This window comes from Paenibacillus sp. Z3-2 (assembly GCF_054161325.1).
This window is the reverse complement of sequence record NZ_CP096397.1, coordinates 4,993,332-5,013,352: the sequence shown is the minus strand read 5'-3', so window position 1 is coordinate 5,013,352 and position 20,021 is coordinate 4,993,332. Positions and strand designations below refer to the sequence as shown.

Below are 20,021 nucleotides of genomic sequence, written 5' to 3'. Positions count from 1 at the left end.
ACCCGGACAACTACAATCCCGGAGGCGATTTATGATATCCGCTGTTCTTAACTAAGTACAGGGATCTGGCGCATCATGAAATACACGTATGCCATAAGGGCACAAGCGCAATGAAAAGCCAAACTCCTGAATATGAAACTTGGTTAGTTAAGAACATTCACCGACATTAAAAATCTCTCCTTTGATTGAGGAATATGCAACCAATATAAACTGGAAATTGGTTTGAAGTCAACCTTTAGAATAAATGAGTGGACTTGAATAAGAATGGGTTTTAAAATAACAATAGTAAAATAATCCAATGAAAGCGATTTTATATGAAGGAGGATGCTCTTCTTGCCTAAATATTTATTGCGTTTGCTTTGCTTTACCCTGATCCTCGGAGCCCTTCCGGTTATTGTTATTGGTTCCGTATCGTATACGATTGCTTCGCGTGACATTGAACAGAAAGTGCGTGAGAGTAATCTTCAGATATTGCATCAGACCCAAATGCGGGTAGAGCAAGTACTACGTAGTCTGCAATTGTCATCCATCCAGTATGTGAATTCGCCTTTGGTATTACAAGCGATGAAGAAACCACTGGACAGTAGTGAGTTTCAGGAGATTCGTGATCTGACATCCGGCTTCAACAACTTGCAAGCGGTCACGAATATTGACCAAGCCTATCTGGTTAATCTGGACGAAGATTGGGTTGTCTCGATGCGTTCTTTTGGCAAATTGGATGATTTCAGCATTCGAGACCGGATTGGTTCGTACCTGACCTATACGAACAGCCTGTTCTGGGTCACCCAGAATGCCAGTTCAGCCAAAGAAAGTGTACCCGTTTCAGCTGGCATGGGTGAACTAACACCCGAACAGGCGCCTACCCTTATATCATCCGATAATGTGGTCAGCATGGTATTCAAGATTCCGATGGTACCAACGAATGTGAAACCCAAAGGTTTTCTGGTTATCGATATTGCCGATACGGAGCTTAGTACATTTCTGAGTCGCAATCCGAATTCAGGTGACCTGTACGTTCTGGACCGGGAACAGAAATATTTCTTGAATGATACAAGACAAGGTGCGAAATATGACACTTTAAATAAGGAAATCCACGAGATCGTCCAGACGACGGGGAAGCCAGAGGGCTTCTTTAGCGCGGAGGTGGAAGGTAACCAAGTAGCAGTCAGCTACAGACAATCTCCGCTCAATGGCTGGTTGTATGTGTCCGTCGTATCTCTAGGGCAGATCACGGCCCAGTCGCAGAAAATTGCCCTGGTTACCGGCGTTGCTACACTGGTCATGTTATGTGTAACGGGACTTGTCGCCATATACGGCAGTCGGCGGATGTATTCACCGATCTCAAGATTGCTGCAGTTTACAAAGGGGCTGGATGCTCCAGTTGCTTCGTCAGGACGTCGTCAGGATGAATTTATCTATATCGAGGAACAGTTGTCAACGTTGTTCAGTTCAGAGAAAACGATGCGTGAGCAGATGAAGGGGCAGCATGTGCACCTCCAGGAATTTTTTATGACCAAGCTGCTAACAGGCAAAATCTCGGAAGAAGATTTCAGATATCAGGGAGAATTGTACGATTTTCCGACGGGGTGGGCAAGTCTTGGTGTGCTTATGCTCCAGATCGATACATTGGAAGGGACCAGATATGAGGAACAGGATCGGGACTTGCTGCTGTTTGCTGTCAACAATATGGTAGGTGAGCTTCTTCCTTCGGCAGTTCGGTTCACCCCTGTCATGCTGGATGATGCTCAGGTCACCGTACTTGCCTCCGAACTGACGGATGAGGTGAACCTGAAGGAATGGATGCATACACAGGCAGACTGGATTCGGGAACGTGTCGTGACTTATCTGAATCTGCCTGTAAGCATCGGCATTAGTCGTTCATATTCCTGCATTGGAGATACCCCAAGAGCGTATCAGGAGAGTAGGGAGGCTCTGCAAGGTCGGGTAAGTCTGGGCAGCCGTATTATCTTGCATTACGAGGATATTCAGCCACGTGGTCAGATGGAGGCCGCGTTGTATACCCAACTGCGGATGATTGAAGATCAGCTCGCTTCTGCCCTCAAGCAAGGAGATGAGGAGAAGACGGATGCGTACTTCAAGCAATATTTGGGGCTACTTGCAGACAAGAAGCTTCATTTCAGTGAATATCCTGTCATTATGGTTCAGTTATTGTCTCGTGTATATCAGCTTGTGCAGGAGCAAGGGGGAGATGTGGCTGAAGTATTAGGTGAAAAAGCATCCATGGCACATTTGCTGAAGTTGTCCACGTTGGATGAAATGACCACTTGGTTCCGCAAGCGGCTGTTCCTGCCCGTCATCCGTTTCTGGCGAGAACAGGAAGAATCCCAATACATGAACATTGCAAGGCGCATGATTCGATTAATTGAGGAACGCTATGATCGTGAATTGTCGCTGGAAGCCTGTGCAGCAGAGCTTAATTTCCATCCTGTCTACCTAAGTCGGGTATTCAAGAAGGAAGCGGGAGTTAATTTTACTGAATATCTCGCAGAGTATCGTATGGAAAAAGCCAAAACATGGCTGCAAACGACGAATCTTAAAATATCGGAGATTGCCGAGAAATTAAACTACACCAACCCAACCGCATTTATCCGTACATTTCGCAAAATCACAGGAACGACCCCCGGTAAATACCGGGAGCAGCAGCGATAAAACAAACCTGCTCTGCCTGCCATGGCAGGCAGGCTTTTTCATGTCCGGATGAAGGAAGCAGTCCGCTTTTGCCATGGAGTTAAGACAGGAATATCGAGGTTGAAAGCAGTTCATTGCTCCTTTTAATTCTGTGAAAGAAATGGCCTGATCCCTTGCTACATAAGGGAAAACAAGAGGCTAAAAGGAGACGATAGCCAGTCATTCGTTTATCCGCCACAATGAAGACATGAATTCAGGAAGTGATATTTTGTAATCGTTTCCAATGTGGGGAGGAAGACAATATGAAAGCCGAAACGGCGGCTCGGACACGGCCCGCTACCCGCAGTGACAAAAACCTGCTGTGGAGGGACATTATCAAAAACCGGTGGCTGTATATCATGTTAATACCGGGTGTGCTTTACTTTGTTATTTTCAAATACATACCCATGTATGGCATCACGATGGCTTTTCAGGATTACACGCCTTACAAGGGCATCTTGGGGAGTGAGTGGGTAGGGTTCAAACATTTCCAGCGTTTCTTCGGAGAACCGCAGTTCTGGACATTATTTCGAAATACGTTTTTGCTTGCCATCTATAACATCGTTTTCTTTTTCCCACTGCCGATTGTATTGGCACTCATGATGAATGAGGTTCGGCGTGAACGCTTCAAACGATTTGTACAAACGCTAGTCTATGTTCCACACTTTGTTTCCTGGGTTGTTGTTGTCGGTGTGTTCTACATGTTGTTCACAACCGAGGGCGGAGCCATTAACGAATTGCTCTATAACCTGACGGGGCAAAAGGTGGCTTTCTTGCTTGAACCGGGATGGTTCCGAACCATGATCGTCGGACAATCCATCTGGAAAGAGGTTGGTTGGGGCACGATTATCTTCCTGGCGGCACTTTCGGGTGTAGATACACAACTCTACGAAGCTGCACGGATTGATGGTGCCAACCGCTGGCGTCAAACCTGGCATATTACGTTGCCGGCCATTCGCAGTACCATCGTCATTTTGCTCATTCTGCGTCTGGGCAATTTCCTGGATACAGGCTTTGAACAGATCTTCCTGATGCTGACTCCGACGAACCGGGATGTAGGCGAGGTATTCGATACCTACGTGTACACGAAGGGTCTTACCCAGGCACAGTACAGTTATAGTGCTGCTGTCGGGTTGTTCAAATCGGTTGTCGGGCTGGCGCTTGTCCTTGGTGCCAATACGCTGGCCAAAAAATTCGGGGAGGAAGGCGTCTACTAACCTTCGGGAGCAGACGCTCTTCACCAGACAGGAGTGAACATTAAGATGCAACAGGATAAAACGTGGGGCAACCGGATCTTTGATTTTATCAATCATGGCTTGCTGCTGTTAATTGGAATTGTGACCGTCATTCCGTTCATTTATATTTTGGCGGTCTCGTTTACCAGTCCGCATGAAGTGGCTAAGGGAGGATTCATTCTTTTTCCTAAAGAGTTCTCTCTGGCTGCGTATCGTTACATTTTCTCGACAGATACCTTGATTCGCAGTCTGGGCGTATCGATCTATATTACGGTGATTGGTACTTTCATTAACTTGCTGTTTACGTCACTTATGGCGTATCCGCTCTCCAGAAGATATTTGCGTGGACGCCAGCCCATTTTGCTGGGTGTATTGTTCACGATGCTCTTCAGTGGCGGGATGATTCCAACATACTTTGTCGTGAAATCCTTGCATCTGACGGATACGTTGTGGTCGCTGATGCTACCTACCGCTATTAGTGCATTTAACTTGATCGTACTCAAAAACTTCTTCCAGGCTATTCCCGACGAGTTGGAGGATGCAGCCAAAATTGATGGATGTAACGATGTCAGCGTATTGTTCCGGATTGTACTACCGTTGTCCATGCCAGCCATGGCAACATTTTCACTCTTTTATGCGGTGGCCCACTGGAACAGTTTCTTCAGCGCTGTTATCTATATCAACGATAGTGAGAAGTGGCCTGTTCAGGTCTGGCTACGTGAGATTGTCATTCTGGCACAGAGCCGAATCGGAGACACGAGTATTGAAGAGACCGAGATCCAGCCGCTGACCATTCGCATGGCAGTTATCGTATTCTCCACGATCCCGATTATGCTGGTGTACCCATTCCTGCAAAAGCACTTTGCCAAAGGAGTGATGCTGGGTTCGGTGAAAGGTTGAGTCGGCAGATGGTTCAAAGTGAGTTCAGTATGACTGCATAAAAAAAAGGGAGGTTTTCATGTTATGAAAGCAACAAAAAAGAAAGCCGTAGCTGTCTTGAGCACACTGGCACTGGTGACAGGTTTGCTGGCAGGATGCGGATCAGACGAGGGGCAGGCTGCCGAGGGCGGCGTACAGAATGTTTCTATAGCCATTGCACAGGTGGGTGATGTGCCAAGCAAAGGCAATGAGGTTCAGCAAAAGATTGAAGCGTATACCAATACCAAACTGGATATCCAGTGGATTCCGGCTTCAGCCTACAATGACAAAATTAACGTGATGATCGCTTCAAGCGATATGCCGAAAATTGTGAAGGTGCAATATAACCCGACGGTGACCAACGCAATGCGTAATGACGTGTTCTGGGAAGTGGGACCTTTGCTGAAAGATTACAAAAATCTGTCGGCACAGAACGAGCGTTTTTTTGACAACATCAAGGTAGAGGGCAAAATCTATGGGGTTCCCGTATTCTCGGATATTGCGCGGGCTACAGTGATCTATCGCAAGGACTGGTTCGAGAAGCTGAATCTGAAGGTGCCAACGACACCGGATGAATGGTACGAAACGATCAAAACACTGGCAACCTCCGATCCGGATGGAGATGGTCAGGATAATACGTTTGGACTGATGCTTTTCAAAAAATACAATGAGGATCAATATTCCTTCACGACGCGGCTTGGTGTAAGTTTTGGTGCACCTAACAAGTGGAAGGTCGAGGATGATGGCAGCTTCACGCCGGAATTCATGACACCGGAATATATGCAGGTGCTCGATCTGCTGAAACGCTTGTATGATGAGAAACTTTTGAATCAGGACTTTGCCGTATTCGACTCTACGGAAGCGGAGAAAAAGTATGATTCCGGTGTTGTTGGTATGCGTGTTGGTGTTGCTCAGAACGGGAAGAGTCAGCAAGAGCGGTTGTCCAAAAACAATCCGGATGGTGTGGTAGACATCGCTGGTTTGCTTGGACCGAACGGAGATCGTGTTGCAGGACAGACGGGTAACTCCGGAATTCTGGCATTCCCTAAATCAACGGTGAAATCGGAAGAAGAACTCAAGAATCTGCTCTCCTTCCTGGATAAATTGATGGACCCTGAGATGGCTACCCTGTTGATGCGTGGTATGGAAGACAAACATCACACCAAAGTGGGCGAAGATCAAGTGGAGATGAGTGACTTCGATGCATTCCAGCGTGAAGTGAAACCTTACCGTGACAACCTTCCTTATGTGGAAGGATATAACGTACCGAAATTGAAGGATACCGAACTGGGTGAAAAAGGTACGACACTTGCCAAGGAACTGGCGGAGCACGCTGTGCCAAACCCTGCGCTGACGTTATATTCTCCAACGTATGGTGACCGTGGGGCGGATCTGGATCAGGTGATTGCCGATGCGCAGACCAAATACATCATGGGCAAGATCGATCAAAGTGGCTGGGAAAAGGAAATCGAGAATTGGGGCAATGCTGGTGGAAACAAGATTCGTGAGGAATATGCCGAAGATTACAAAAAACAGGCTCAATAAGAGCCGGAAGCGGAGGCTTGATCATGAAGGAAACATTGCAATTCACATCGGTGCGCATGGCACAGCAGTTCATGGAAAGTTATCGCAACCATGAGCTGTACTCCACTTGGCATTATGAGAACGGCTGCTTCCTGAAAGCACTGGAGGAGCTGTACACGCACACGGGGGAGCAAAAGTATTTTGACTACATCCGTGAGCTGATGGATCATTTCGTTCAGGAAGATGGCTCCATTCGCTCCTATACGATCGAGGAATATAATCTGGATCAGATCAATCAGGGAAAATCGCTGTTCCTGTTGCTCGAGAAAACGGGGGAAGAGAAATACCGCAAAGCTGCGGAGTTGCTTATAACTCAGCTTAAGGGACAGCCACATACGAGTGAAGGCGGGTTCTGGCACAAGAAGATTTACCCATTCCAGATGTGGCTGGATGGATTGTACATGGCGACTCCGTACCTGACCCAGTATGGCGCAGTGACAGGGGAAGATAAGTGGTTCGACAAGGCTGCCCTGCAGCTCTTGCTTGTGGAACAGCGCACACGTGATCCACGAAGCGGTCTCTTGTACCATGCCTGGGATGAGAGCAAAGAGCAGCGCTGGAGTTCGGGAGAAACGGGATGTTCTCCACATGTGTGGAGCCGGGCAATGGGCTGGTATGTGATGGCGGTTGTGGACACATTGGATCACCTGCCGGTAGATCATCCGCAGCGCGGACAAATTGTGGGCATCTTCGAACGGGTGGCGAATGCGCTTGTACATGTGCAGGATCAACAGACTGGACTATGGCCACATCTGCTGGATCAGCCGGGACGTGAGCGGAACTATCTGGAAGCTTCCGGTACTTCAATGTTTGTCTATGCATTGGCCAAAGGTGTGCGTAAAGGATATCTGAGTGGCAAGTTCAAAGCGGTTGCGGAAAAAGGATATCAGGGACTGCTGCAGCATCTGCTGCAAACGGATCGTGAAGGCGTACTGTCCCTGACGCAGTGTAACGGCGGAGCCGGCCTCGGAGGAAGCCCGTATCGTGATGGGTCATACGAGTATTATGTAACTGAATCCATTCGAATCAATGATCCGAAATCGGTTGCTCCGTTCATTTTGGCAGGAGTGGAGATTGAACTTTACAAGTCCAACTAACATGTACATGAGAACGGAGAGGGCAGAAATAATCTGAGGAAGCGAAGCGTTCGCCTTTATCCCCGGATTTTCCCCTTTTTAGAAGGGAACCAAAAAATCTGGGGATAACAGCGATCGGAAGGTTGTTCTGTCATCGGAGTGATCTGTGTACATAACCTTATCCAAAGGAGAGATGGTTCATGAGTCCAAAAGGTCCAATGTCCCGTTTAGGCGGAATCGTTGTAATTGGTGCAATGTCCGCTGGGCTGCTTGCAGGTTGCGGGGGAGAGAAAGCACCTGCTGCAGGGGAAGGTAAACTTCCCATTTCCATCTCTTTAATGCAGGTAGGTGATATACCCGCCAAGGAGAATGGGATTGAACAGAAGATTGAAGAATACACGAATACGGATGTCAACGTACAGTGGATTCCGCAGTCTGCTTTTGATGATAAAGTGAACGTTATGGTTGCTTCAGGCGAGATGCCTACCATTATGCGTGTGAATTATGTACCAACAACGTTTAATGCCGCCAAAACGGGACTGTTCTGGGAACTGGGGCCATACCTGAAGGATTATAAGAACTTGTCTGCCCAATCCGAGGCTTATTTTAACAATATCAAAATTGAAGGTAAGGTCTACGGCATTCCCAACTTCAGGGATATTGGACGGACCGCTATCGTATATCGCAAGGACTGGTTTGATACGTTAAAGCTGGACATACCCAAAACGCTGGATGATTGGTATGAAGTGATGCGCTCCATACGCAAGGACGACCCGGACGGGAATGGCAAAGAGGATACGTATGGTGCACTGTTATTCAAAAAATATAACGAAGGTGTCTCATCCCCGCTGACTCGGATCGCTGTAAGTATCGGTGGCGTTAATAAATGGGGAGTGGACGATGCCGGGAAATTGACCCCTGAGTTCCTGACCACTGAATATGTGGATACGATGAAGCTCTTCAAGCGTCTGTTTAGCGAGGGACTGATTAACAGTGATTTCCCAGCTCTTGACCCTTCCGATGCGGACAAAAAAATGGATTCAGGCCTGGTTGGCATGAAGCTTAACGGTGTGGCTCAGAACGGAAAGTCGTCTCAGCAGCGGCTTACACCTAACGCTCCAGATGGAGAGATTGACGTTGCTCCGTTCCAGGGAACCGATGGCATTCGAATCGCCGGGGAGCCAGGGAACTACGGAATGTTGGTCATCCCGAAGGCGTCCGTACCGGACGAGGAGCAATTGAAACAGGTTCTCACATTCCTGGATCAGTTAATGGATGAGGAATTGAGTACGTTGCAGCTCCGTGGATTGCTTGATGTGCACTACACCAAGACTGCGGATGGCAAAACCGAACTTAAGGATTTTGACGCCTATCAGCGTGAAGTGAAGCCATATCGTGATAATCTGTTAAGTATTGAAGGGTATAACGTAGCTGAACTGGTCGATGTTCCGATCGGCATGAAAGGAACGAAAATGGCTCGTGAGAATGAGCAGTATGCCATTGCCAATCCGGCACTCACCTTGTCTTCGGCAATCTATACCGAGCGTGGTCAGGAGCTGGATCAGATGATATGGGATGCGCAGACCAAGTACATTATGGGTAAAATCGATGATGCTGGTTGGGAGCAGGAAATAGCGAGTTGGAGAAAAGCTGGTGGCGATCAATTGATCACGGAACTGGAAGCATCCTACAAGGAACTAAACGGAAAATAAAGAGGTCTTGAGTAAAAAAAGTGGTTGATTAAATGGAATGATATGGTTTACTCTAGGAGTAGATTTATTTTTCCAATATCATAAGAAAGACCACACCCTTAAAGCATAAGGCTATGAATCTGCGGATTCATGGCCTTTTTTTGTGTTTTTAGCGAATGCAGTGGGTCTATGGGAGGAGGGTTGCACACCTTGAAGTGATGGGGATGGACGAAAAACAATACCAATAGCCTAGTGTGACATGGTAGAATATTGATTATTATGGCAAATTTAGGTTTTGGTTATGAAGAGAAGTAATCTAGGCTGACCAAGCAAAGCACCCCCATACTAAGGTACATAGGAGCGTGAGTAGATTGAAGAAGCAGATCAAAGGACACGAGAAGAAGAAAAAACGGAACGTTTGGATCGTCGGGTTGTTAACGACAACTGTATTAGCAGGAACGTTATTGACTGTTGGACCGATACATTTGAAGTCAACAGCGAGTGCTGCATCGGGGACGAGTGACACTGCCCTTAGCAAGTTTAAGGATATTAAAGGCCACTGGGCTCAAGCAACGATTGCCAAAGCTTACGAAAAAAAACTGATCTCCGGTTACCAGGACGGAACGTTTCGTCCCAATGGCAAAATCACGCGTGGGGAATATGCGACCATACTTGCCCGGGCGACTGGACTAGACAAGGTAGAGGGGCAGAATCCGTTTTCCGATCTCAAGGGACATTGGTCTGAAGCGGCGGTTAGCCAGCTTGTAGGACAAGGATTCATTAACACTGGTGATTACGCCAAAGGGTTCAATCCGAATGCAGAACTGACGCGCTACGAGATGATGAAATGGATTGCCAATGGACTGATCAAGTCCGGGAGCAGCTTCCAGGATGCTTTTAACGATACGAAAAACACGCTGCTTCCCACACCCGAAGTGAACCGTGGCACCATTCGTGCCGAGCAGATTCCGTATCTTGCTCTCGTTCGTGGGACAGGCATTGTAGGTGGGTTTCAGGATGGCACATTGAAACCAGCGGACTCCACCACTCGTGCGGAAGTGTCAGCCATTTTGCTGCGTTATATGGATGTAGAGGGCACGGATGCGGGGAAGTATAGTGACCTGAATGAGATGAGGGAGGTCGGCACGACGGGTACGAATTTAACGACCATTAGTAATTATAGGTATAGTAATAACTCCGCTAAAGTAAGTGACTTAGCAAGAGAAGAATTTAAATTATCCAATAATTCTGGTGTAGTTACACTGCATAGATATATAGTCGTGGATATTACTCAAGGTAAGGCAAAAGGTCTCTATGCAACATTATTCATTGGTCCAGAGACACATCTTTTCAAAGGTAATTATATGGCTTTTGCAGATATTTCTTTTACATCAAAAATTGAGAGATCCAATCCAATTACCTTTAATGGAGGGCTATATAGTGGTTTTTTACAATTTAATCGTTTGGATCTTAAGCAAGCATCCAAAAATGGCCTATTGACTATCCCTGAGAGTTCGAGTGATTTGATTAAGAAGGATGTTAAGAAGAGATTTTGGATCACATCCGTTTTGGATGGTAAAAGTGGGGCATATACCTTTAATGAAAAAAGTGGAAATATACTAAAAATTCAGAATATGTAAGTCGAATTTAATGGTGGTGGAATATTTTTGTGTGCCTATGTTGAGAAGAAAACCTTAATATTTATCTCGATTTTTCTTATTAATATACTATGTTTGAATTTAACATCCTCAATAGAAGCTGCAAGTTCAGATCCGTATGGACCTAAGAAGCAAAAAATATCAAATACGGTACAGTCTACAAAAAGGATAGCAAACCCAGGTGTTTACTGGTATCAACTTGATAATGGAAATTTCAAAGCAGAACACACTACTGGACCAACTTATTCGGATAACCTAAATCCTAATTCATGTTCTAGTCCATACCCAGATGAGAAGGAAATCCCTAATGAGGTCGATTTTTCTGAATGGCCTGCAATATCTTGGCCAGATTTTCAATCTCAGACTGTTACACAGAGAATGCTAGATAAAATCCGCATTAAAAGTGTAGATTATCAATCAAGCACACTACAGTCGTCTTATACTGGTGTTGGTAATACGATTTTAAGAGAAGGAAGTACAATCGTAAAAATTATTACCAAAACAGGAGGCTCACACACAGTTACTAATCGAAGGGATTTTGAGAATGGTGGTAAAACAATTCGAAACTGTGTGAAGCAAATCGTTGCCTACCATACACCAATGGACATCATCTGGGAGGGTGATTTGGAGGAAGAGAAAGAAATCGATGTGACGCCAAATTCTACCCTTACCATAGGTCAAACCCAGCAGATGATAGCCAAGGTGAAGACGAAAAACTATGGCGAAACCAATTTTAATGAGGGCATTGACGTATCGCGAAGAGAAGCGGAGATCAAATGGTTTTCCTCTGACGAGACGATCGCGAGCATTGAACTGAAAACAGGGATGTTAAAGGCCGAAAGTCCAGGCACGGTCACTGTGCGTGCGATCTGGAACAATGGTACATATCTCATCTCAGATACAGCCACCATAACTGTTACGTCTGAGCCAGGACTCGTGGTGAATTTGCCGAACGCTTGTAAAGCCAATACAACACCACTACAGGCAGAAGCAGTTCTAACCAAACCTGATCGCTCTGTTCATAAACTGACGGCTCATCCCAAATTGACGTGGCAGAGCTCGAATCCGGCTGTGGCAACGATCGGCGCAGATGGCAAAATCACGACCAAAGGTCTCGTGGGTAGCACGACCATAAAAGCTCATTTTCTTGATCCAACCCAGCAGTTGGATGAACAAGTGACTCAGGTGCTGGAAGTGAAGGACTGTACGAATCCTGAGGGAGGCGGTAATGGTGGCGATCCGGGTGGAGACCCTGCGAACGCGTGCCCTGTGACCATCAGCCCGCCTAGTAGAGGTACAGTTATTGAAGCAGCGGTCATGGACCCATCTGTTCAAGGCGTGCTGAAGGCAGACGATCGAGGAGCTGAGAAATTTGATGTCACTCGCGGCATTCCAACTTCAGAAGACCTTTATGCCAATGTCCTAGCCAAAGGATATCTGTTCCAGCACCGGTGGGTTAACATGACTGGAACGGTGACTTATACCGTGAATGTGAAGAAGGTTTATCATAAAACCTGGACAATCCCGGGAAGACCCTCTAGTGGTGAGGGGGATCCAGGAACACCTCCTGAGCCCAGAGAACTTGATGTGCCTGGGGATAAAACCATGCAAGTAACACGGACATATAGCTATTGGCAGATCCATAACCTGGAGGTTTATCAGTTAAATGAAGCCAAGGTATCTAACTATGCGCTAGGTGGTTATGGTGACACCGTGACCCTGACGCCCAATGCATATACACCACCAACTTTGCAATCGGCTATGGATCCTGCGGTTACCACTCATGTGAAACCTGCGCCATGCCGAGAGATTGATCTTGGTACCGAAGGGGTTCCGGGTGGTTCGGCTGAACCGCCTACGCCAGATGAAACATCATTGTTTCAATCCAAAGCTGAAGCGGAGGTTAGAGAGAATACCGTCAATAATGACAAGGTAACCTTTAATGGAGCGACGATTATGGACCCTGCTCCCGTAGAGAAAACTGCTCCAAGACCTGGGATGATCCCCCAGCCTGGCATGATCGGAGACGATATTCTATACCAGAACCGACTGACAATCAAGAACACATTGATGAACAAAGCTAACCAGCCAACCACAGGTGAGATTACGTATGGACTGCTCCCTGGCAATATTAACGGAGGCCAGGATCAGAAGTTCCCCATTCCGGGCATCAACTCGGTGACAGTACATACTCCGGTTGTGAACTATGCCTGGGTGTCAGATGATCAGCCACATAACCAGAAGACAACACCTGATCCGACCAGAGCTGCACTTATTTTAGAGCGTCCATTCCTTGTGCGGATACCCACCTCAGGTCAACATCTGGATGTAGCGAGTTACCCTGGTTATGGAGACCGTGATTACGCAAAATATTTTCGGATCAAACAGGTTCGTTTCCCATTCGATGTCTATAACGGTGCCAGAAGCCAATTTATTCCGGCTCTGACATGGGTGGATATTCCGGTAAATCAGCTGGACACCCCTTTTTATCTCCCTGTATGGGTAGATGAAGGGAATTACCAGATCGAGTTCCGTAATATTGCCGAAAATGCTCCTGCAAACTTCACGGAGCAACAGGATGCCAATACAAATCTGACCCATCATGTCGCAGCAGATACCGTTGCTGTGGAGGTCATCGGACGATTGTATGATTTTCATATCACCGATATTTCAGACTACAACTGGGAGAATGTGTTCCGCAAGCGGATGGGCAGCCCGGAACCAACGGGTGTGAGCTATTGGACCGGGGGAAACAGTATAGACGGAGACCCCCGAGGTAATCTGGCACCCTATGTACTGCCAATTCGTCCCGGCAGTCATCCGGTACAGGGTTTCCGAAATGCAGCGGTGAAAACAGGGTACCATTTCAAGTTCGACCTCAAGACCAAGGGCAATATGTTTGGGAAACAGGATGGTATCCGAATCACCCCGACGTTCTCTTTTGTGAGTAAAGATGGCACCACCCGGCAAGAAGTGGATTTATATTACCACCGAGGACAGGAACGACTCATTCGGATTGGATCGGCACAGGATCTAGAAAAACGCTTTGTTGTCCTGAACTCACGATTGAGGAATGTACCCGGTACGGAATTAGGTGATACAGCGCGTTATCAGTACACTTATGAACTGTCTGAGGAGGAACGCGATCAGGGTACACTGGCGGAACATATGGTTCGTTACGTGGATCAGACTTCTCACCATAAAACGTGGGTAGGTCGGTATGACTGGATGATTCTCCCTTCACAGATCCGTACACTCATTGGTCCAAAAACAGATATTCCGTCCGGTGTTAATGTAGATCGGGCAAATGCAGCGATTCAGCGCTGGTATGGCGAATATAGCTTGCCAGCGGATGTATATGCTGTGTCCAAGGGAACCGATCTCGAATCGCTTGCCAGACAAAACCGGTTGGATGAGAAGGCAGCGGTATTCCTGAGGGACGGTTACATCGTGGTAAACTTCGATATCGAAACATTGCGCAACGGCAATACAAATGCACCACATCTGCAATATATTCATGCCCCGTTGATGAACCAATGGCAGATGGAAGGTTTTGATAATAACCCGGTAGATGGTCAGGGTAGAAGTTGGACGATGCAAGATGGAGATGTGGTTTTCTACCACGCCGATCAATCCAGCCGTAATGATTTTCAATCCCAGGTACCGCATTAGATAGACATCGTTTTACCCTTAAAGAAGGCAGGCGTGATGTGAATCCACATGGCGTTTGTCTTCTTTTGCTTAATTCGGATTATGGTTGGTCAACAGAACGGGTATAAAGGGTAAGGGGTACTCGTTCCATCCATATTCATTAATTTCTCAACGAGAGGGGAACAACAACATGATTGAAGAGGATAAGCAGGGGCTATTAATTTCAGGAGATACATACGAAGGAAGAGATCTGGGTGTCATAGTAGAAGCACAAGCCTGTCACTTCAAAGTCTGGTCACCGTTAGCCGTTCAGATGGAACTACTCCTGTACCCGCCTTTGACAGGTGGGGGCCCGGAGGAAGAGCCCAATCAACTGAAACAGAGGGCGTTACCTATGCACAAGAAAGAACAAGGCATTTGGGCTCTGGAGCTGGAAGGGAATTTAGATAACTATCGATACATGTACAAGCCCACTTTTGAAGACGGACATTCTACCGAAGCTGTAGATCCCTACGCACGAGCGGTCACCATGAACGGAGAAATGGGTGTAATCATCAGCCTGGAGCAGACGCATCCGTATGGGTGGAGTGAGGATATTCGCCCTGAATTGACCAGTCCTGTAGATGCAGTTTTGTACGAACTGCATGTGCGTGATTTTTCCATACACCCATCATCTGGAATCACGCATAAAGGAAAATACATGGCTTTTACGGAGACGGGGCTCCGGGATGCAGAGGGCAACACGCTGGGAATCGATCATTTGGTTGAACTGGGAATTACCCATGTGCATCTGCTGCCTGTATTTGATTTTGCGACAGTGGATGAATCCAGGGTGGATGGTGATACGTCTGATGCCTCCAACTATAACTGGGGATATGACCCACTTCATTACAATGTCCCGGAAGGTTCTTATGCCTCACGTGCGGATGAACCGAAGACACGAATTCGTGAATTCAAATCGATGGTACTTGCTCTCCATAACAAGGGCATAGGTGTCATAATGGATGTGGTATATAATCATACGTTTGATACGGCGGGCAGTTCGTTTGAAAAAATGGTACCCGGGTACTACTATCGCCAGAATGCCGATGGGACTTACAGCAATGGTTCAGGTACAGGCAATGAGGTGGCTACCGAACGCGCCATGGTACGCAAGTTTATTATCGATTCGGTGCGATACTGGGCAGAGGAGTATCATGTGGATGGTTTTCGATTTGACCTGATGGGCCTAATCGACACAACTACGATGAAGCAGCTTGCAGTGGAGTTGCACGCCGAAATATCCCCATCCATATTACTATATGGTGAACCATGGGGGGCACTGGATTCACCACTTGGGGATGATATGACCCTAAAAGGAGCACAGCGCGGAGCGGGGTTTGCCGTCTTTAACGATAATTTCCGTGGGGTGATTAAGGGAGACAGTGATGGTGTGGGTACGGGTTTTGCGACGGGCGCGGATGGAAAAGAAGACGAATTGTGGACAGGCGTACGGGGAGCCATTCATGATTTTACGGATGGCCCAACCGAAACCATTAATTATGTGACGGTGCATGATAATCTCAACCTGTGGGACAAAGTCGCACGGACACAAGGACTGCACGATACGCTGAATTTCCTGACCTATAACGAGGATGGAAGCATTCGCGGATGCCAAAGTGTGAAAGAGGCTGTAGAGAAGGCTAAGCCTTACCTACAGATTGATCCGAATCATATTCTGGAGAACGAGACGGTTAGGCGTTGTCTGCTTGCCAATGGTATCGTTCTCACCTCCCAGGGTGTCCCCCTGATTGCGGCTGGAGATGAAATGCTTCGCAGCAAATATGGGGATGCCAACAGCCATCAGAGTGGAGACGTGGTCAATGCCATTCATTGGGGGCAAAAGCAGCGGTTCAAGCCGGTGTTTGACTATTATTGCGGGCTGATCCGTCTTCGGCGAGAGCATCCGGCCTTTCGGCTCCGTACACGGGAAGAGATCGAGAAGCATATTCGTCTTCTTGAAAAAGGTAATGGTATACTGGCCTATGAATTGGAAGGTGCGGCCGTCAACGATTCATGGGAACGCATTGTCGTCATCTATAATGCGGCAAAAGAAGCTTGTATCGTCTCTGTTCCCACAGGGACATGGAATGTGGTCGTAGAGGAAGGGCAAGCCGGTGTTGATGCGATCCGTGTCGTACAGGACGGACAGGTAAATGTGAATGCTCTATCCATGACGGTGATGTATTCGAAGTTCTGATTGCCACAAAATATAAAACTAATCCCCCTTTCCGTCCGGAAAGGGGATTTTGTGTCGAGTTAAAGAGCAGGGGACTGGGCGAAGAGGTCTTCGTCATGCTCGACCTTTAATATAACGTCCGCCAGTTTAGTGCGTAGTTTAGTATAGTTTTCGTTCTAACCACGTGAATCCTACAATGTATTCTTACATATTTCAAACTTTTTTTGTCAGGACAGGTACAAATGCTGTCAATCTATGGCGCTTGTTTTCATATCTATATTTTGAAAGCGATTGCTAATTGAATGCTCGAATCGAACCGATATGTTGAGTACAGACAACCCCGGGTTGACAAACAACGTCCCGCTCCGTAACATCGGGACAACACGAAATCAATGGATATAAAGGCGGTGGGAACGATGCCGGAATGGACTTCTTTTCGTTACGAAGGCAACGATCTTGGCTTAACATATACTCGTGCAGCAAGTACTTTTAAATTGTGGGCACCTACGGCACAACAGGTTTATATATTGGTTTTTGAAGATGAAGGGCATTACAACGATAGTGGCAAAGTACAAGATCATGAAGGTGGGCAGGAATATTCTCTGACGTGCGATGCGGACGGAATATGGAGTCTGAAGCTAAACGGTGATTGGGCAGGACATTTTTATATGTACCGAATTATTCATGATGAACAGCGAATGGAAGTGGTTGCTGACCCTTATGCCAGAGCGGTAACAGCTAATGGGCAACGTACGGCCATTATAGATCCTGAAACGACCCATCCGGTCGATTGGGACCTGGATGTCAAACCTGCTTTTCTGCGTCCAGTGGATGCTGTCCTATATGAGCTGCATGTACGTGATTTCTCCTCCGATCCCCATGCGGACATTCCATATAAGGGGAAATATTTGGCATTCACGGCATCTGGACTCACCGATAGAGCGGGGAATAGCATTGGGGTAGACCATCTTGCCGAACTGGGAGTTACGCATGTGCATCTATTGCCTGTGGCGGATTATCAGACGGTGAATGAACTCGCTACGGCGGATGTGGGTTCAAATGCCAGAGCACCATACAACTGGGGGTATGATCCCCAGCATTATAACGTTCCAGAGGGTTCGTATGCGACCGATCCGTGTGATCCTGCGGTTCGCATTCGGGAGTTCAAATCACTTGTTCAATCACTGCACAGACAAGGTATTCGCGTTGTGCTTGACGTTGTCTATAATCATACGTATAGCGTGGAAGAAGGACCTTTTGATCGAATTGTACCAGGGTATTATTACCGTTATCGGGAGGATGGCACCCTCAGTAATGGTTCTGGTGTAGGCAATGAATTGGCGACAGAACGCCCAATGGTGCGAAAGTATATTCTCGATTCTCTCCGATACTGGGCAGAAGAATATCATGTGGACGGATTTCGATTTGACCTCATGGCTCTGATTGATACGGAAACGATGAATGAATTAACGCGCGAACTACGGGAACAGATCGATCCGGCATTTCTGGTCTATGGGGAACCCTGGACGGGTGGAGATTCGCCATTGGACCGCAAAACGTTAAAAGGAACACAGCGAGGTCAGGGATTTGCTGTATTTAATGATCATTTTCGCAGTGCAATCAAGGGAGACAGTGATGGTGGTGGAAAAGGGTTTGTCACAGGTGCCGGGGGGCGGGAATATGAGCTCTGTAGGGGATTAGCCGGGGCACTGGATGATTTTACATCTTCACCTGTGGAAACCGTCAATTATGTAACTGCCCATGACAATCTCAACCTGTGGGATAAAATCGCAACTACGATGAACATCAGACATGAATTAGGTTTTCCCGTATGGAAGGACGGACAGCCGGTGGGAGGCGGAAGTGCTGAGTCGGCTGTAAAAGCAGCAGATCCATATCGATATGTGGATGCAGATGATGTACTGGATCATGAGATGGTTCGACGCTCGTTACTGTCTTCCGGCATTCTGCTTACCTCTCAGGGCATTCCGTTTCTGCATGCAGGAGATGAGATGCTCAGATCCAAAGCCGGTGATCATAACAGCTATCGGAGCGGAGATGCGGTGAATACCATCACGTGGGCCAACAAATCGCGGTTCAGACCGGTGTTTGACTATTATCGTGGTCTTATCCATCTGCGGCGCACACATCCCGCCTTTCGTATGATAGATGCCGAACAGGTACGGAATCACCTTCGTATCATTCGTGCCGACGGCAATGTAGTTGTATTTATGCTTCAGGATGGAGCGAATCAGGACACCTGGAATCAGATTATGGTGATCTATAACGGAACGGAACATCAGAAGCATGTGGACCTGGGGGAAGGTGACTGGCATGTCGTGGTCAATGATCATCAGGCAGGTACAGACCTGATTGAGACCGTTCGTGGCACTGTTCGGGTAGAACGGTGGTCATTGATGGTTTTGTACGACACAGAGCGTGCTGGAGGCGCTGATCCGGCCACACTGGAGATTAGTTTTCCAAGACAGGTATACAGTCCGAAAGAGACCGTTCAACTGCGAGCGATCGTGAGGGACAACATTGGCAATGTAGTAGAGAATGCCCCTGTTACCTGGACTTCTTCTGAGCCGGATATTATTCGGATACAGCCTGATGGAACTATCCATGCACTGGAACGCGGAGAAACTTCAATTACAGTCCACTGTGGGGACATAACGGCAACTTGTATGTTACAGGTGGATCATCGTCATGCCGAGCGAATTGAAATTGTGGGCGAACCTGTCATGTACATGACTCGAATCAGCCGTTTCCGTGCATTGGTTCTGGATCAATTCGGTCAGCCGCTTCAGGATTCTACTATACGTTGGAGCTCGTCTCATTCGGAAATGGCAGCCGTAAGTTCAGCGGGGATCGTGCGGGCGATATCACCTGGAACAACGCAGATCATTGCTGAAGCTGGAGGAATCCGGGCAACACTTGGGGTAAGCATTCTTAAACAGGTTTCGCGAACCGTCACGCTTCGATATGAACGGGAGGACCAGCACTATGAGGGCTGGGATGTCTGGGTCTGGGGCACTGGTATGGAGGATGGAGCAGTCCCGCTGGAACAAGTCGGAAATGCCGCTGAAGCCCGCTTCCGTGTTGCTCCGGGTCTGCATCACTTGGGATTGATCATTCGATTGAACGAGTGGGAAGCCAAAGACACATGCGGAGACCGTTACGTGGATATAGTACCTGAAGACGGTGATGTGCACATTATTGTTCGCAGTGGGTCGGATGAGATGCAGGTCATTCGCGAAAGCGATCTGAGAGAGGATCGTAACAGCGCATAATTTCTTTTT

The 20,021-nt window shown here is 47.4% G+C and carries 10 protein-coding genes; all 10 read left to right on the top strand.

Annotated features, from left to right (window positions below):
• Positions 1-333: 333 nt before the first annotated feature.
• The 10 genes from M1D71_RS22430 (at position 334) to pulA (M1D71_RS22385) (ending at position 20,012) form a co-directional block, all read left to right on the top strand.
• Positions 334-2,670 (top strand): helix-turn-helix domain-containing protein, encoded by a 2,337-nt coding sequence (locus M1D71_RS22430; protein ID WP_458123750.1) that lies wholly within the window; start codon positions 334-336, stop codon positions 2,668-2,670.
• Positions 2,671-2,951: 281 nt separating this feature from the next.
• Positions 2,952-3,905: an ABC transporter permease gene (locus M1D71_RS22425; RefSeq protein ID WP_340399190.1), complete on the top strand. Its 954-nt coding sequence runs from the start codon at positions 2,952-2,954 to the stop codon at positions 3,903-3,905.
• A 45-nt stretch (positions 3,906-3,950) separates the two neighbouring features.
• Complete coding sequence (locus M1D71_RS22420; protein WP_145323913.1) at positions 3,951-4,823, top strand: carbohydrate ABC transporter permease; 873 nt, start codon at positions 3,951-3,953, stop codon at positions 4,821-4,823.
• Positions 4,824-4,886: 63 nt separating this feature from the next.
• Positions 4,887-6,386 (top strand): extracellular solute-binding protein, encoded by a 1,500-nt coding sequence (locus M1D71_RS22415; RefSeq protein WP_458123749.1) that lies wholly within the window; start codon positions 4,887-4,889, stop codon positions 6,384-6,386.
• Positions 6,387-6,409: 23 nt separating this feature from the next.
• Positions 6,410-7,522 (top strand): glycoside hydrolase family 88/105 protein, encoded by a 1,113-nt coding sequence (locus tag M1D71_RS22410; protein WP_458123748.1) that lies wholly within the window; start codon positions 6,410-6,412, stop codon positions 7,520-7,522.
• 179 nt (positions 7,523-7,701) lie between these two features.
• Positions 7,702-9,213: an extracellular solute-binding protein gene (locus M1D71_RS22405; protein ID WP_336765195.1), complete on the top strand. Its 1,512-nt coding sequence runs from the start codon at positions 7,702-7,704 to the stop codon at positions 9,211-9,213.
• 341 nt (positions 9,214-9,554) lie between these two features.
• On the top strand, positions 9,555-10,832 hold the full coding sequence (locus tag M1D71_RS22400; protein ID WP_458123747.1) for an S-layer homology domain-containing protein: 1,278 nt from the start codon (positions 9,555-9,557) through the stop codon (positions 10,830-10,832).
• 642 nt (positions 10,833-11,474) lie between these two features.
• Entirely contained in the window at positions 11,475-14,522 is a 3,048-nt protein-coding gene (locus M1D71_RS22395) for a DUF5704 domain-containing protein (RefSeq protein ID WP_458123746.1), read from the top strand.
• A gap of 169 nt (positions 14,523-14,691) precedes the next feature.
• Entirely contained in the window at positions 14,692-16,740 is a 2,049-nt protein-coding gene (pulA, locus tag M1D71_RS22390) for a type I pullulanase (protein ID WP_458123745.1), read from the top strand.
• Positions 16,741-17,135: 395 nt separating this feature from the next.
• Positions 17,136-20,012: a type I pullulanase gene (gene pulA / locus M1D71_RS22385; protein WP_458123744.1), complete on the top strand. Its 2,877-nt coding sequence runs from the start codon at positions 17,136-17,138 to the stop codon at positions 20,010-20,012.
• The last annotated feature ends 9 nt before the right edge of the window (positions 20,013-20,021 follow it).